This is a genomic window from Blastochloris tepida (genome assembly GCF_003966715.1).
Classification (GTDB): domain Bacteria; phylum Pseudomonadota; class Alphaproteobacteria; order Rhizobiales; family Xanthobacteraceae; genus Blastochloris; species Blastochloris tepida.
On the sequence record NZ_AP018907.1, the window covers coordinates 2,444,679 to 2,459,716 of the forward strand.

General features: G+C 70.7%; 7 protein-coding genes and 1 pseudogene. 4 read left to right on the forward strand and 4 right to left on the reverse strand.

Going from position 1 to position 15,038, the window contains the following annotated elements; all coding sequences use genetic code 11:
* Nucleotides 1-232 precede the first annotated feature (232 nt).
* The 3 genes from flhA to BLTE_RS11265 form a co-directional block, all read right to left on the reverse strand.
* Entirely contained in the window at nt 233-2,347 is a 2,115-nt protein-coding gene (flhA, locus tag BLTE_RS11255) for a flagellar biosynthesis protein FlhA (RefSeq protein WP_126400592.1), read from the reverse strand.
* A gap of 89 nt (nt 2,348-2,436) precedes the next feature.
* Nucleotides 2,437-4,548 (reverse strand): penicillin-binding protein 1C, encoded by a 2,112-nt coding sequence (gene pbpC, locus BLTE_RS11260; RefSeq protein WP_244599965.1) that lies wholly within the window; start codon nt 4,546-4,548, stop codon nt 2,437-2,439.
* Nucleotides 4,549-4,719: 171 nt separating this feature from the next.
* Complete coding sequence (locus BLTE_RS11265) at nt 4,720-9,996, reverse strand: alpha-2-macroglobulin family protein (RefSeq protein ID WP_126400598.1); 5,277 nt, start codon at nt 9,994-9,996, stop codon at nt 4,720-4,722.
* A gap of 204 nt (nt 9,997-10,200) precedes the next feature.
* Here BLTE_RS11265 and idi point away from each other — a divergent pair, with 204 nt between their 5' ends.
* Both idi and BLTE_RS11275 read left to right on the forward strand, forming a co-directional pair.
* Entirely contained in the window at nt 10,201-10,758 is a 558-nt protein-coding gene (gene idi / locus BLTE_RS11270) for an isopentenyl-diphosphate Delta-isomerase (protein WP_126400601.1), read from the forward strand.
* Between the two features lie 8 nt (nt 10,759-10,766).
* Nucleotides 10,767-11,879 (forward strand): NAD(P)/FAD-dependent oxidoreductase, encoded by a 1,113-nt coding sequence (locus BLTE_RS11275; protein ID WP_126400604.1) that lies wholly within the window; start codon nt 10,767-10,769, stop codon nt 11,877-11,879.
* A gap of 60 nt (nt 11,880-11,939) precedes the next feature.
* On the opposite strand, the pseudogene BLTE_RS11280 reads toward BLTE_RS11275, so the two are convergent.
* Nucleotides 11,940-12,371 (reverse strand): annotated as a pseudogene (locus BLTE_RS11280) (winged helix-turn-helix transcriptional regulator); the annotation flags it as partial.
* 92 nt (nt 12,372-12,463) lie between these two features.
* On the opposite strand from BLTE_RS11280, the gene BLTE_RS11285 reads away from it, so the two are divergent.
* Together BLTE_RS11285 and BLTE_RS11290 are read left to right on the forward strand one after the other, a co-directional pair.
* Entirely contained in the window at nt 12,464-13,030 is a 567-nt protein-coding gene (locus tag BLTE_RS11285; protein WP_126400610.1) for an NADPH-dependent FMN reductase, read from the forward strand.
* Between the two features lie 161 nt (nt 13,031-13,191).
* The gene (locus BLTE_RS11290; protein ID WP_126400613.1) at nt 13,192-15,027 is read left to right on the forward strand and encodes a methyl-accepting chemotaxis protein; all 1,836 of its coding nucleotides are present in this window, start codon (nt 13,192-13,194) and stop codon (nt 15,025-15,027) included.
* Nucleotides 15,028-15,038 lie beyond the last annotated feature (11 nt).

Consider the following 15,038-nt stretch of genomic DNA (forward strand, 5'->3'; position numbering starts at 1 on the left):
CGCCATCCTACAGCCGGCGCGCTCAAGGGTCATCCCGGGCGCGACGATCGGCGAGAGAGGGACCGTTCTCGTTGTGATGTCATCCCGGGCGAGCAAAGCGAGACCCGGGATCGTTCTCCGAAAAAGGTCCCCTTCCTGCAGACGGTCCCGGGTCGCGCGGCTGCGCCGCTTGCCCGGGACGACAGTCTCTCCCCCGCGCCGTCCGGGACGACGTGAAGCGGAAAACGGCGCCTCAAATGCTCGAGATCGTCTTCAGCCGGGCGCGCGGATGGATCTCGGCCTGCGACATCACCGGCGTCTGGGCGCGGAAGCGCTCGACGATCGAGCGGATGAACGGCCGCGACGCCGGGCTGGTCAGCAGCACCGGGAACTCGCCCTGGCGGGCGGCATCCTCGAAGCGGTCGCGCACCAGCGTGACGAATTCCTGCAGCCGCGAGGGCTGCATCGCCAGGTGGCGGTCGTCGCGCTCGCCGATGATCGATTCGGCGAAGGCCTGCTCCCAGCGCGGCGACAGCGAGATCAGCGGCAGATAGCCGGCGGGCGAGGTGTATTGCGCGCAGAGCTGGCGGCCGAGGCGCACCCGCACCACCTCGACCATCGCCTGCGGATTGCGGGTGGAGCCGACCGCCTCGGCGATGCCTTCCAGCACCGTGCCGAGATCGCGGATCGACACGCGCTCGGCGAGCAGAAGCTGCAGCACGCGCTGGATGCCGGTGATCGAGATCTGCGCCGGCACCAGATCCTTGACCAGCTCGGCCTGATCCTTCGGCAGCTCCTTGAGCAGCTTCTGGACCTCGGCATAGGAGAGGAGGTCCGGCATGTTGGTCTTGAGGATCTCGGTGAGGTGGGTCGAGACCACGGTGGCGGCGTCCACCACCGTGTAGCCGCGCAAGCTCGCCTCCTCGCGCCGGTCGGCCTCGACCCAGGTGGCCGGCAGGCCGAAGGTCGGCTCCACCGTGTGGATGCCGGGCAGGTTCACCTGACCGCCCTGCGGATCCATCACCATCCACTGGTCGGGCCACACCTTGCCGGTGCCCGACTCGACCTCCTTGACGCGGATGACGTAGGCGTTCGGCTCAAGCTGCATGTTGTCGAGGATGCGCACGGCCGGCATCACGAAGCCCATCTCGCCGGCCACCGAACGGCGCAGCGCCTTGATCTGATCGGTCAGCCGGTCGGCGCCGTCCGGGCTGTTGACGAGGCTGAGCAGGCCGTAGCCCAGCTCGATCTTGAGGTCGTCCATCTTGAGCGAGGCCGAGATCGGCTCCTCGGCCGGCGCCGCGGCCGGCGCGGCCTTCTCGAGTTGCTCGGCGGCGCGGCTCGCCTTGTTGCGCTTGTCCATCATCCAGGCCAGCGCGCCGGCCCCGGCGGCGAGGCCGAGGAACGGGATCATCGGAATGCCGGGCAGGAGCGACATCACCGCCATCACCGCCGAGGACATGCCGAGCGCCTTGGGATAGCTCGAAAGCTGCTTCATCAGCGCTTCGTCGGCGGCGCCGGTGACGCCGGCCTTCGACACCAGCAGGCCCGCCGCGGTCGACACGATCAGCGCCGGGATCTGCGACACCAGCCCATCGCCGACGGTGAGGATGGTGAATGCGCGCGCCGCCTCGCCGAACGGCATGCCCTGCTGCGCGACGCCGATGATCAGGCCGCCGATGACGTTGATGAACACGATGAGCAGGCCGGCGATGGCGTCGCCCTTGACGAATTTCGACGCGCCGTCCATCGCGCCGAAGAACGAGCTCTCGTCCTCCAGCGTCTTGCGCCGCCGCCGCGCCTCGTTCTCGTCGATCAGGCCGGCGGAGAGATCGGCGTCGATCGCCATCTGCTTGCCGGGCATGGCATCCAGGGTGAAGCGCGCCGCCACCTCGGCGATGCGGCCCGAACCCTTGGTGATGACCACGAAGTTCACCAGCACCAGGATGGCGAACACGATGATGCCGATCACGAAATTGCCGGCCATCACGAAATTGCCGAAGGCCTGGATGACGTGGCCGGCGGCGTCCGTGCCCTCGTGCCCGTGCGCCAGGATCAGGCGCGTCGAGGCGAGATTGAGGGCCAGCCGCAGCATGGTCGAGATCAGCAGCACCGTCGGGAACGACGAGAACTCCAGCGGCGTCTGGATGAACAGCGCCGTCATCAGGATCAGCACCGAGAAGATGATCGACAGCGCCAGGAACAGGTCGAGCAGCAGCGGCGGCAGCGGCAGGATCAGCACCACCAGGATGGTGAGCACGCCGATGGCCAGCGCGAGGTCGCCGCGCCGCGCCGCAGTGGCCATCTGGCCGAACGAGGGCAGCCGGAAGCCGGTTCCGCCTGCGCCGGTAACGGTCGTATCGGTCATGCCAAACCCATGCCTTGGCCGGTCTGCGCCGGCTGATCCACCACCCGGCAAAAAATGCCGGCCGCAGGGTTAAGGACGGGTTAAGCCGGTCACGGCAGGTCGTCGATGCGGACGCTGACGCTGTCGGAGGCGCCGCCGGCATCCACCACCGAGATGCGGGCCATGCCGGGGCTGGCGAGCCAGGACGTCTCGCGCCGCAGCTTCGCCAGAGCCACCGGCACGCCATTGACGAACCATGAATAGGGCGGCCGGCCGCCGGCCGCCTTCAGCGCCAGCTCGGCCGGCTCGTCGTCGCCGGGATCGACCCGCATCGTCAGCCGCGCGCCGTCCAGCGGAAAGGCGATGCGCAGCGGCCGCACCGCGCTGCCCAAGGCCGGCACGTCCTTGCGCAACTGACGCAAGGGCGGCGGCAGCTTGGCGGTCGTGGCGACCAGCACGCCCGGCGGGGCGGGCACCGGCTCGATCTCGATGCCGAGCCGGGAAAAGGCGTCGAACAGGATCGGCGCCGCCGCGAGCCGCCCGACCAGCCCGGGCACCGCCGCGCCATCCGGCCGGCCGGCCCACACCGCGACCGTGACGTTGCGGTCGAAGCCGATCGCCCAGGCATCGCGAAAGCCATACGAGGTGCCGGTCTTGAAGGCGATGCGCCCGCCCGCGGCATTGGCCGGCGGCGGCGCGCCGCGCAGGATGTCGGCGACGTACCAGGCGGCGACAGGCTCGACCATGCGGGCGTGGTGCAGGGGCGCCGGCTCGCCCACCCGCCAGACGAGTTCGGGCACGTCGCCGCCGCGGGCGAGGCCGGCATAGAGCCGGGCGAGGTCGGTGAGCCGGGTGCCCAGGCCGCCGAGCGCGATGGCCAAGCCGGGCGGCGCCTCGCGCGGCACCACCAGCTCGACCCCGGCGCCGCGGACCCGCGCCAGCAGGTTGGCCGGGCCGAGCTCGGCGAGAATATCGACGGCCGGGACGTTGAGCGATAATTGCAGAGCGCGGCGTGCCGTCACCATGCCCTGATAGGTGAGATCGAAATTCTCGGGCGCATAGAGGCCGTAGCGCGAGGGCCGGTCGTCGACCACCGTCTCGGGGTGGGCGAGCCCGCTCTCGAACGCCAGGGCATAGATGAACGGCTTGAGCGCCGAGCCGGGCGAGCGCAGCGCCTGGGCGGCATCGACGGCGCCCGCCCGGTCGGCCGCCAGATAGCCGGCCGAGCCGACGTGCGCGCGCACCTCGCCGGTCGCATTGTCGAGCACGACGATCGCCGCCGACAGATTTGGGCCGAGCCGCGCCACCCGGTCGGCGGCGAGGCGCTCCAGCGTCGCCTGCCACGTGGCGTCGATGGCGAGGCGGTGGACGCGCTCGGCCGGACGCGCGGCCACGGCCGCATCGGCGGCGTGGGCGGCCAGCATCGGCACCGGCCGGCGCGCCACCGGCACCGGCTCGTTGCGGGCGATTGCCGCGTCAGATGCCGGGATCAGCTTGCGCTCGGCGGCGCGTTCCAGCACGCGGTCGCGGGCCTTCAACGCCGCCTGCGGCGCACGGTCGGGCCGGCGCGCCTCGGGCGCCTGCGGCAGCGCCACCAGCAGCGCCGCCTCGGCGATCGACAGGCGCTTCGGCTCGCGGCCGAAATAGCTGAGCGACGCGGCGCGCACCCCCTCCAGATTGCCGCCATAGGGGGCAAGCCGCAGATAGAGCGTCAGGATCTCGGCCTTCGAGAACCGCCGCTCAAGCTGCACCGCCCGCACCATCTGGCGCAGCTTGGCCGACAGCGTGCGCGCGCCGCGCGGCTCCAACAGGCGCGCCACCTGCATGGTCAGGGTCGAGCCGCCGGAGACGACGCGGCCATGGCGGACGATCTGGATTGCGGCGCGGCCGAGCGCCAGCGGATCGACGCCGCGATGGTCGTAGAAGCGGCGGTCCTCCAGGGCGATCAGCAGGTCGAGAAAGCGCGGATCGACATCCTCGGGCTCGACCGGCAGGCGCCAGCGGCCGGCGTCGGTGAGGTAGGGACGCAGCAGCCGGCCGTTGCGGTCGAGCACCACCGAAGAGCGGCCCTCGGCGACGGCGAGATCGAGCGGACCGAGCGATTGGACATAGAGCGCCAGCGCGGCGGCGAGCGCGAGGGTGACGCCGGCAAGGCTCGCCGCCAGACCGGCGAGCCGGCGGTGCCTTGAGACCCAGGTCGAGACGCGAGACCGCAACGTCATCATCGCAACCGCTTGTCACCCTGTCGTCCCGGGCAAGCGGCGAAGCCGCGCGACCCGGGACGACGAGTCTCGTAGGGCGCAATAGCGAAGCGTATTGCGCCAATGGGGAAACGGGCAGCGCAAGTGGCGGGATACGCTTCGCTATCCCGCCCTACGTCCGCCCGCCCCTCCTCACCGGGCCGGCAGCACCTCGAGCGTGCCGAAGCCGCTGCGGCCGAAATGCTCGGGCCGGTACATGTCCTCCACCACCGCCGCCGGATGCACGTAGCGGCCGGGCGAGACCGCGCGCGCCACATAGGCCACCGAATAGGTCGCCGCCTTGCCGGAGCGCTCGAACGCCGCGACGAAGCGATCATCGCGAAACTCGGTGTGGACCGGCTCGATGTCGCGCTTGAGCCAGTCCAGCCCCTCGACGTCGCTGCCCTCCACCAGCGACGGGCTGTCGATCTCCAGCCCCGCCGGCAGGCGGTCGACCAGCAGCACGCGGGCGAAGCCCTCCTGGTGCTCGGCGACCGTCAGCACCACCACCACGCGCTGGTTCTGGCGAAGCTCGCGCAGTTCGAGCTTGGTGCCGTCGAGCGCATAATAGGCGCGGTCGATGGTGTAGCCCTCGCTCACCGCCGGCTCGGGCGTCTGCGGATTGCCGTTGACGCCGACCACCAGCCGGATCGTCTCCTTGCCGGTGTTGGTCACCGGGATCGACCGGCCCTGCAGCGCCGCCATCGGCATGGCGCGGTAGAAGGCGCCGGTCTTGGCCTCGCCGGCCACGCTGAGCTCGACGCCCTCGAACGCCTTGGCCGCAGCATTGGCCGCCAGCACCAGCCAAGCGTTCTCCTGGGTGGTGGTGGTGCGGGTGGCGTCGCGGGCCTTCTCGATCACGCTGCCGGCCTCGCGCATCAGATCGCGTTCCGGGATGCCGCTCTCCAGCGCCAGCGCCAACAGGCCCGCGCCGTCGCGCAGCCGCGAGCCGTAATCGGAGCGCGCCTCCGCGCCATCGGTCGCCGCGGCCAGCCGGACCAGCGCCGAGCCGAACGCGCGCTCGGCGCGGCCGCGGTCGCCGAGCAGGCCGAGGCCGGCGGCGATCTGGGCGCGCGCCAGCGGACTGTCGAACGCGCCGATCTTGGTGTCGGCGAGGTAGCGCAGATCGCCCATCACCGGCCGGCCGTTGCGGGCCAGCACATAGACCGCATAAGCGAGGCCGGCGGCGCTCTCCGGCTTCACCTCGGTCTGGTTGACGACGAAGTTGCGCAGCCGGTCGAGCGCGAGATCGAACGCGGTCTTGGGCACGTTGTAGCCGCGCTCGCGGGCGCGGGTGAGGAAGTCGGTGACGAAGGCATCGAGCCACACGTCGTTGCCGCCGACCGACCACAGCCCGAAGGTGCCCGAGGAATCCTGGCGCGCCAGCACCCGCTCGATCGCCTCGCGGATGCGGGCGTCCGAATCGCCGTCGAGCGCCAGCCCCTCGGTCTTCTCCAGCCGGCTGACATAGAGCAGCGGCAGCGCGCGGCTGACGATCTGTTCGGAGCAGCCATAGGGGTAGCGGTCGAGCGCCTTCAGCAGCGCCGGCACGTCGAGGGCGGCAAGCGGCAAGGCCGCGACCGACACCACGCCGGTGCCGGGCACGAGGTCGGCGCCGAGATCGGCGGTGACCTCCAGCGTCTGGCCCGGCTCCAGCGGCAGCACGCGCCGCCGCACCACCGCCAGCGTGCCGGGCTGCACCGGCAGCGCGTAGCTCTGGGCGATGTCGAGATCGGGGCCGGTGATGCGCACGTCGATGGTGGCGATGCCCGGTGCGGTGGCGGTGACCGGCACGGTGACCTCGCGCTTGGCGCGGGCGTCCATGCGGACCTGCCGGCGCACCGGCTCGGCCTTGACCGGGCCGCCGGCCTCCACCGCCACGGTGTAGGTGCCGGCCGCACCCTCGATATTGTCGAGGGCGAGATGCAGCCACGACGTGTCGCCGATGGCGAGGAAGCGCGGCAGCGTGGCGGTGACCGCCACCGGATCGCGCACGATGACATCGGCCGAGGCCTGACCCACCTTGCCGGCGCTCCAGGCGACCGCCATCACCCGCACCGTGCCGTTAAAGGCCGGAATGTCGAAATCGACCTGGGCGGTGCCGTCCGGCCCGACCTTGACCACGCCGGAATAGCGGGCGAGCGGCGCCTGGGCCGGCGGGCTGCCCTCAAGCGCGGCCGGCGGCATGTCGCCGCCCGAGCGGATGGCGCCCTTGGCCGCCTGCATGCCGTCGATCAGGAAGCCGTAGAGATCGCGTACTTCGGCCGCGAGCTTGCGCTGTCCGAGGAAATGGCCGACCGCGCTCGGGCTCTCATAGCGCGTGAGGTTGAGGATGCCGACATCGACGGCGGCGATGGTGACGAACGCCTCCTCACCCGGCGTGAGATTGCCGATGGTGACCGGCACTGAGAGCGCCTGCCGCGGCCGCATCACCGCCGGTACGGCGAGCGACACCGGCAGAGTGCGCGCCTCGCGGTCGATCGAGAACCAGGCAAGGCCGAGCGCGCGGCCGGGCATCAGCTTGGCGGCCGAATCCATCGGCCGGTGGGCCAGCGCCACCACATAGGCGCCCGCACCCCAGTCCGCCTTGACCGGAACGGTGACGGCGGCGCCCGCACGCTCGACAGTGATGACGCGGAGATCCGACACCGCATCGCCGACCACCGCCAGGGTGGCGGTGCCGGCGAAGCGCGGATCGAGCTTCACCGTCATGGTCTCGCCGGCGCGATAGCTTGCCTTGTCCAGCGTCACCGCCAGCAGGTCGGGCGTGTCGGCGGTGGCATCGCCGCCCCAGCCGACATTGAACAACAGGCTGGTCTGGGCCGCGTCGCTGCCCTCCGTCTTGACGTCGAGCCGGTAGCGCCCGAAGCCGCCGACCGGCGCCGAGATGCGCGCGGGCTCCTCCGCCGAAATGTCGAACGTTCCGTCGGCGACGCGGCGCGTCTGCTTCACCGCCTCGTATTCGAAGCGGCCGTCCTGGCGGAACCATTGATAGCGCGTGTCGATGCGCGACAGCGTCCAGCTTGCGCGCGGACGGGCGATGCGGGTGCCGTCGGCGGCGGCGGCAATCACGTCGAAGGTGGCGGCCGCGCCCTCGCCGAGGCTGCCCTCGCCGAACAGCGGCTTGACGCCGATCGCCGCGCCGGCCGGGCGCACCGGCAGCATGACGCTGCGTGAGATCGCGCGGCCGCCCGGCTCGGCGACCGACAGGGTGATCTTCGCCTGCAGCGGCCGGCGGGCCTCGGTCTCCGGCAGTTCGGCGATCACGCTGGCGCGGCCGCGGGCATCGGTCACCGCGTCGATCTCGAGATCGCCGCGCACGGTGTCGAACGCCTGATCCTCAAGCCCGACGGCGTAGCCCTCGAACCCCGGCAGCACGCCGCGCGGCGCCGCCTCCAGCACCACCTCGCCGGTGACGGGAAGGCCGGTGGCGAAGGCGCCGTAGAGATACTTCACCGCGACGTTGATCTCGGCCGGCTCGCCGCGCTTGAGCGCCGCCTGGGCCGGCTCCAGCGTCAGCTCCAGCCGCTCGGGCAGATAGTCCTCGACCAGAAACGTGGTCTCGCCGATCGCCGGCCCCTTGGGATCGGCGAAGGCCGAGATGCGCCACGTGCCATAGGGCACGCCCGCGACCAGCGGCACCGACAGCGACCGGCCGCCCTGACCCTGATCCTCGACGCTGACGCGGCGATATTCGACGCCGTCGGGCCGCTCCACCACCAGCGTCAGCGGCACGCCCTTGGCCGCAGCGCCCTTGGCATCGCGCACCAGCGCGGTGGCATGCACGGTCTCGCCCGAGCGGTAGACGCCGCGCTCGGCATAGACGAAGGCATCGAGCGCGGCCGGCGCGTCGCGGCCCTTGACGCCACGGTCGGTGAGGTCGAGCGGGTTCTGCGCCAGATCGAGGAAGGCGTAGTCGCCTTTCGCGTCCGTGGCGATGGCGAGGCCGGGGGCGAGCCCGCCCTTGCCCTTGGCGAACCCGGCGGCAAAGCTGGCGATGCCGCGCTTGTCGGTGGTGGCGGTGGTCAGCACCTCATTGTTGCGGGCGACGAGCTTGACCTCGACACCGGCAAGCGGCTGGGCGCTGGCCAGCGAGCGCACCAGCACCTCGACGCCGCCCGAGCCGCTGATCGCCGACAGGCCGAGATCGGAGACCACGAACCACTGCGTGGCCAGCGTCTCGTAATCCTCCTCCTCGGCCTTGGCGGAGCGGCCGTCATCGGCCTTGGCCGTCATCACATAGACGCCGGCTTCCAGCGTGCCGACCGCCTCCAGCACCGGGAAGGCGGCGGTGACGTCCTTGTTGAGCTCGTTCGGCAGATCGAGCGTGCCCGACCACACCTTCACGCCCTGCTCGTCCTGGATGCGCGCCTGCTCATAGGGTTCGAGCTGGGTGAGGAAGCCGCCGCCGTGCAACGTCGAGATCAGATTGCGGTCGCCGATGCGGCTGATGGCGATGCGGGCGCGCGGCGCATTGACCGAGACCAGCGGAATGCCGGTCTGGCCGGTGCGCGGCAGGATGTAGCTCTTGCCGGTGAAGCGCACCTGCGGGGCGCGGTCGCGGACATAGATTTCGTAGTCGGCGGCCTTGAGCAGCGCCTCGCCGACGGTCGAGGGCAGGCCCTGGCGCAGCACGATGGCGTAGCGCTCGCCGTGGGCGAGACCATCGACGCACAGCTCCTTGCCCGAGACGGAAACCGCCGGGTTCGGCTGGCCGGAGACCGTGACGAAGCTCGCGAGATCGCGCGAGGCCAGCGCCTCGGAGAACTGGAAGCACACCTGGGGTGCTGCGGCATCGGCCGCCACCGTGTAATCGACGATGCGGAAGCCGTGCTCGGCGCGCAGCGTCTCGTAGGCCGAGCGGTTCTCGGCGGTCTCGACCAGCTTGAGGCTGGCGAGATAGGCGTCCATCGCCGGCCGCCACATCTGCCGCTTGGTCAGCGCATCGCCGAGCAACGTCAGCGCCGCCGCCTCGTCGTTGCGGGTGGTGGCGCGGCGGTAGGCGGCATAGGCGGCGATCGATGCGTTCTCGAGAAGCTGGAAGCGCTCGCGGCCGTCCCCGGGATCGATGGCGAGGAAGGCCCGCGTCGCCGCCAGCCACGCGCCGGCATCCTTGGGCTCGGCCGCGACCGCCGCACTCGCATCGAGCAGCGCGGCGCGGGGATCGGCAATGAGCCGCGACTCGGCGGCGCGCCGCAACTGCTGCACGCTGCGCCCGGCGATCTGCGAGGCGCCCTCGCGCCTGAGCTGATCCTCCAGCCGCAGCGAGGCCGCCGCCAGATCCTGGCGCACCAGCTCCTTGGGCATGACCGGCTGCACGGGGGCGGACTGCACGGGTTTGGGCACCGGCAGCGGCGGCGTCTGGGCAAGGGCGGCAACGGGCAGGATCAGCAGCAGCGCGGCCAGGGCGGCGCGGACGACAGGGCGCATGCGAACCTCCGGGAAAACTTCGCCGCAACGATACCCGTATTTGACGCCGAACGGTCGCGACAGGTTCGGTCAGAGGATACACGTATACCGTTCGGCCGAAACCCCGTCGACATTGCGGCATCCCCTCGGCGGACGCTACGATGGCCGCCTGCCCCACGGACATCGCGCCCTGTGACGCCATCGCCGGAGTTCAAGGATCAAAGCATGCAGCAGATTGGGACGGATTGCGTTGCGGCATCGGCCGGGACGCTGGAGCATGTCGTGCTGCTCGACGCTGCCGACCAGCCGGCCGGCACCGCCGAGAAGCTCGACGCCCATCGCAAGGGCCTCAAGCATCTCGCCATTTCGGTGATCGTGCGCGACCGCGACGGGCGCTGGCTGCTGCAGCAGCGCGCCGCCGGCAAGTATCATTCGGGCGGCCTGTGGACCAACACCTGCTGCAGCCATCCGCGGCCGGGCGAGACCGTGCCCGCCGCCGCCAGCCGCCGGCTGGTCGAGGAGATGGGCATCGCCTGCGCGCTGGAGCCGGCGTTCGTGACCACCTACCGCGCCGCGGTCGATCCCGACCTGATCGAGCACGAAGTCGTGCACGTGTTCATCGGCACCTATGACGGCGCGATCTCGCCCGATCCCGACGAGGTGGAGTCCTGGCGCTGGGTTTCGGTCGAGGATCTGGTGGCCGACATCGCCGCCCGGCCGGACGCCTACACAGTGTGGTTCCGCCACTATGTCGAGGACTTCCTCGACCGGATGACGAGCTGACCGCGCGGATGGACCACGTCGAGGCGATCGTCGTCGGGGCCGGCGTGGTTGGGCTCGCGGCGGCGCGTGCGCTGGCCGAGGCCGGCCGCGAGGTGGTGCTGATCGAGGCCGAGAGCGCGATCGGCACCGGCGCGTCCTCGCGCAATTCCGAGGTGATCCACGCCGGCATCTATTATCCGCCGGGCAGCCTGAAGGCGCGCCACTGCGTGGCCGGCGCCCGCGCGCTCTACGCCTATTGCGCCAGCCGCGGCATCGATCACCGCCGCATCGGCAAGCTGATCGTCGCCACCAGCGACGCGCAGGTGGCGAAGCTCGAAGCGCTCAAGACGCAGGCCGAGGCCAATGGCGTCGGCGACCTCGCTTGGCTCGACCAAGGCGAGGCGCACGCGCTGGAGCCGGAGGTCGCCTGCGTGCGGGCGCTGTGGTCGCCGTCCACCGGCATTCTCGACAGCCACGGCTACATGCTGGCGCTGCGCGGCGACATCGAGGCCGCGGGCGGCATGCTGGCGCTGGCCACGCCGCTTGCCGCCGCCGAGGCCACCGGCCGTGGCTTCATGGTCGAGACCGGCGGCGCCGAGCCGATGCGGCTTTCCTGCGATGTGCTGGTCAATGCCGCGGGTCTCGTGGCGCCCGATCTCGCCCGGCGGATCAGCGGCTATCCCGGCGCGCGGGCGCCGCAGGCGCGGCTCTGCAAGGGCAATTATTTCGCGCTGGCCGGCGGCAAGGCGCCGTTCCGCCACCTCGTCTATCCGATCCCCGAGCAGGCCGGGCTCGGCATCCACGCCACCATCGATCTCGGCGGGCAGGTGCGGTTCGGCCCCGATGTCGAATGGACCGACGTGCTCGACTACACGCCCGACGCCGGCCGCGCCGCGGCGTTCGCCGCCGCCATCCGCACCTATTGGCCGGGCCTGCCGGAGGGCGCGCTGGTGCCGGCCTATGCCGGCATCCGCCCCAAGATCACCGGCCCCGGCGAGCCGGCCGCCGATTTCGTGGTGGAGGGGCCGGCCGACCACGGCGTGCCGGGGCTGGTCAATCTGTTCGGCATCGAGTCGCCAGGGCTCACCGCCTCGCTATCGCTCGCTCTGCAGGTGCGCGACCTCCTCGACGCCGGCCGCTGACGGCCGGCTGCCGACGTGGGGCGGGCCGCCGCCGCAGGCGGGTTTCGCCGCCGCGGCCAAGGCATCGAAGCGGGCCTGCGCCGCCTCGATCTGGAGCGCGTTCTGGCGTGCCCAGTCGCGGATCGCCAGCACCGGCGTCAGCAGCGAGCGGCCAAGCTCGGTCAGCGCATATTCCACCTGCGGCGGCACGGTGGGATAGACGGTGCGGGTCACCAGCCCGTCGCGCTCCAGGCTGCGCAGGGTCAGCGTCAGCATGCGCTGCGAGATGCCGCCGATCTCCCGGCGCAGCGCGTTGAAGCGCATCGGCCCGCGCCCGAGGAAGGTCACCACCAGCACCGTCCATTTGTCGCCGATGCGCGACAGCACCGGCGCCACCCGCGCGCAATCGGCAGTGACGTGGTTGGCGGTGACGTGGTTGGCGGGCGTGCCGCCGTTGGGCGTGCCGCCGGCAAAAGCCTGGGTTGCAGGTACATTGCTGTGACCGGGTTTCATCGATGTGCCTCCTTGCGCCGGCTCCGGGCCGGTCACATAGTCATCGTTGGTTACAATAGTATACCAACCCACCGATCACCAGGAGTGGAACGATGGCCCCTCGCCTGCACATCATCACCACCTCGACCCGCCCCGGCCGCATCGGCCCCTCGATCGCCGCATGGTTCCACGACGTCGCCAAGGCGCATGGCGGGTTCGAGGCGGTGCCGGTCGATCTCGCCAGCTTCAACCTGCCGATCTATGACGAGCCGCAGCATCCCTCGACGCAGATCTACGAAAAGGCCCACACCAAGGCGTGGTCGGCCAGCGTCGCGGCGGCGGATGCCTATGTCTTCGTCCTGCCCGAATACAATTTCTCGCCGCCGCCGTCGCTGATCAATGCGCTCGATTTCGTCTACAAGGAATGGAACTACAAGCCGGCGGGCATCGTCTCGTACGGCGGCATTTCCGGCGGCCTGCGCAGCGCGCAGATCGCCAAGCTGCACCTGACGACGCTGAAGATCGTGCCGCTGGTCGAGGCGGTGGTGGTGCCACTGGCCGGGCAGCAGATCGACGCCAACAAGACGTTTGTGCCCAACGACATGCAGAAGGACTCGGCCACCGCGCTGCTCAACGAGCTTCTGCGCTGGACCGAAGCCCTGAAGCCGCTGCGCGCCTGACCCCCCGAACCATCCCTGCCCCCCGGCTGGACATGCCGCGCGGTCCCCGCGCGGCATGTCTGTTTTCATACCGCATTGCAAACTATTCGTGATCGTAACCCCTCGTTCAGAACCCTTTTGCAATAAGTTTTCTGCTTGTCGCGGGAAGAGGGGATAAGACAGTGGCCAACGCAACCGCTCAACTCAAAGCAGAGCCGGCCGCGGATATCACCGCCGCCGCGGAAAGCCTTGCCGGCATGATCGGCAAGGCCGGCGAGAACGGAGATTCGCTCGCTGCGGTGTGGAAAGATTTGAAGACGACGATCGGCAGCGATCTCGCCGACTTCTACACGGGGCTGCAGCGTCTTCCCCAATTGCAGCCGCTCACCGGCGACGGCAGCGCCACCGCCCAGCAGGTCGCCGCCCGGATGGCCCATCTGGAGGCGCTGTTCACCGGCCGCGCGCCGGCCGCGGCCGAGGCTCCTGCCGGCGCCGAAGCACAGGCGGGGCTGCCGCCGATCTGCCACGTCGCCGCCCAGGGCTGGCTGCTGATGCGGCTGGTGCCACAGCTTACCCGGCGCCACCGGCTGAACCGCCGCGCGCTCGACCGGGTGCTGACCGCGCTGATCGCCCGCCTGTTCGAGGACATCCTGCGCACCAGCGCCGCCGGCGAGGCGCAGACGCTGGCGCACGGCGCGCGCACCATCCAAAGCGAGAGCAATCTTTCCAGCCTGCGCTCGCTCGCCGGCACCGTCAGCGACGTCAACAATCTCGCCTTCGACCTCGCGCATCTGTCGCGCAACACCCGCAACCTGTCGTCGGGCGCGCAGACCATCGCCTCGGCCGCGGCCGAGCTCGTCGCCTCGGTCGAAGACATCGCCCGCAACAGCGAGGGCGCGGCGAGCGACGCCGCCGAGACCAACCGCAACGTGCTGGCCGGGCGCACCGCCGTCGAGCAGGTGAACGGCGCGATCACCAACATCGCCGCCGCGGTGGAGGAGACCGCCCGCTCGGTGGACGAACTGTCCGTGGCCTCCGAGCAGATCGGCCAGATCCTGACGGTGATCGAGAGCATCGCCGGCCAGACCAATCTGCTCGCGCTCAACGCCACCATCGAGGCGGCGCGGGCCGGCGCCGCCGGCCGCGGCTTCGCGGTGGTGGCGAGCGAGGTGAAGAACCTCGCCACCCAGACCTCGAAATCGACCGAGGACATCACCCGCCGCATCGCCTCGCTGCGCGAGGGCATGGGCGTCATCCTGTCGACGATGGAGCGCTCCAAGTCCGCCGTGGTGGACGGCCAGACGGCGATCGCCGAGGCCGCCAGCACCATGACCGTGGTCGCCGATCAGGTCGGCAATGTCTCGGCGCGCATGCAGGGCATTTCCGACATCCTGCATCAGCAGAAGGGCGCCAGCGCCGAGATCGCCGCCTCGATCGACAAGGTGGCGATCATCGCCGGCGACAATCACGATCTCTTGGTGTCGATGGCCGGCCATCTGCACAGCTCCAACAGCCGCTTCTCGGAGAACGCCAAGGCGTGGTTCGCCGCCGGCTCGCACCGCTCGCTGGTGGAGATGGCGAAGATCGACCATGTGATGTTCAAGAAGCGGGTGATGGACGTGCTGATGGGCCGCGACACCTGGCCGGTGGCCGAGGTTCCCGACCATCACAATTGCCGCCTCGGCAAATGGTACGATGCCATCACCACAGCCAACATCAAGGCGCTGCCCGCCTACGCCAAGCTCGTGGCGCCGCACCAGCGCGTGCACGCCGCCGGCATTCGCGCCATCGCCGCCCATGGCGAAGGCGACATCGACGGCGCGCTGGCCGCGCTCAAGGATCTGAACGACGCCTCGATCGAGGTGCTGGCGATCCTCGAGGAGATGTCGCAGGCGCTGAGCGGCCGGCTGGCCCATCTCGACGCCGCGACCCCGCGTGCCCCAGCCTCGCAAATCCCGGCCGCTGGCGCGCCCGCGCCTCACAGCCACGGCAGCGCGTGCTGCGGCGGCAAGCACTGATGGGTTATCCG

What these genes read in the sequence shown, in the direction of transcription:
- BLTE_RS11265 (WP_126400598.1), bottom strand. Translation starts at nt 9,996, where the DNA reads ATGCGCCCTGTCGTCCGCGCCGCCCTGGCCGCGCTGCTGCTGATCCTG.
- BLTE_RS11275 (WP_126400604.1), top strand. Translation starts at nt 10,767, where the DNA reads ATGGACCACGTCGAGGCGATCGTCGTCGGGGCCGGCGTGGTTGGGCTC.
- pbpC (WP_244599965.1), bottom strand. Translation starts at nt 4,548, where the DNA reads ATGACGTTGCGGTCTCGCGTCTCGACCTGGGTCTCAAGGCACCGCCGG.
- flhA (WP_126400592.1), bottom strand. Translation starts at nt 2,347, where the DNA reads ATGACCGATACGACCGTTACCGGCGCAGGCGGAACCGGCTTCCGGCTG.
- BLTE_RS11285 (WP_126400610.1), top strand. Translation starts at nt 12,464, where the DNA reads ATGGCCCCTCGCCTGCACATCATCACCACCTCGACCCGCCCCGGCCGC.
- idi (WP_126400601.1), top strand. Translation starts at nt 10,201, where the DNA reads ATGCAGCAGATTGGGACGGATTGCGTTGCGGCATCGGCCGGGACGCTG.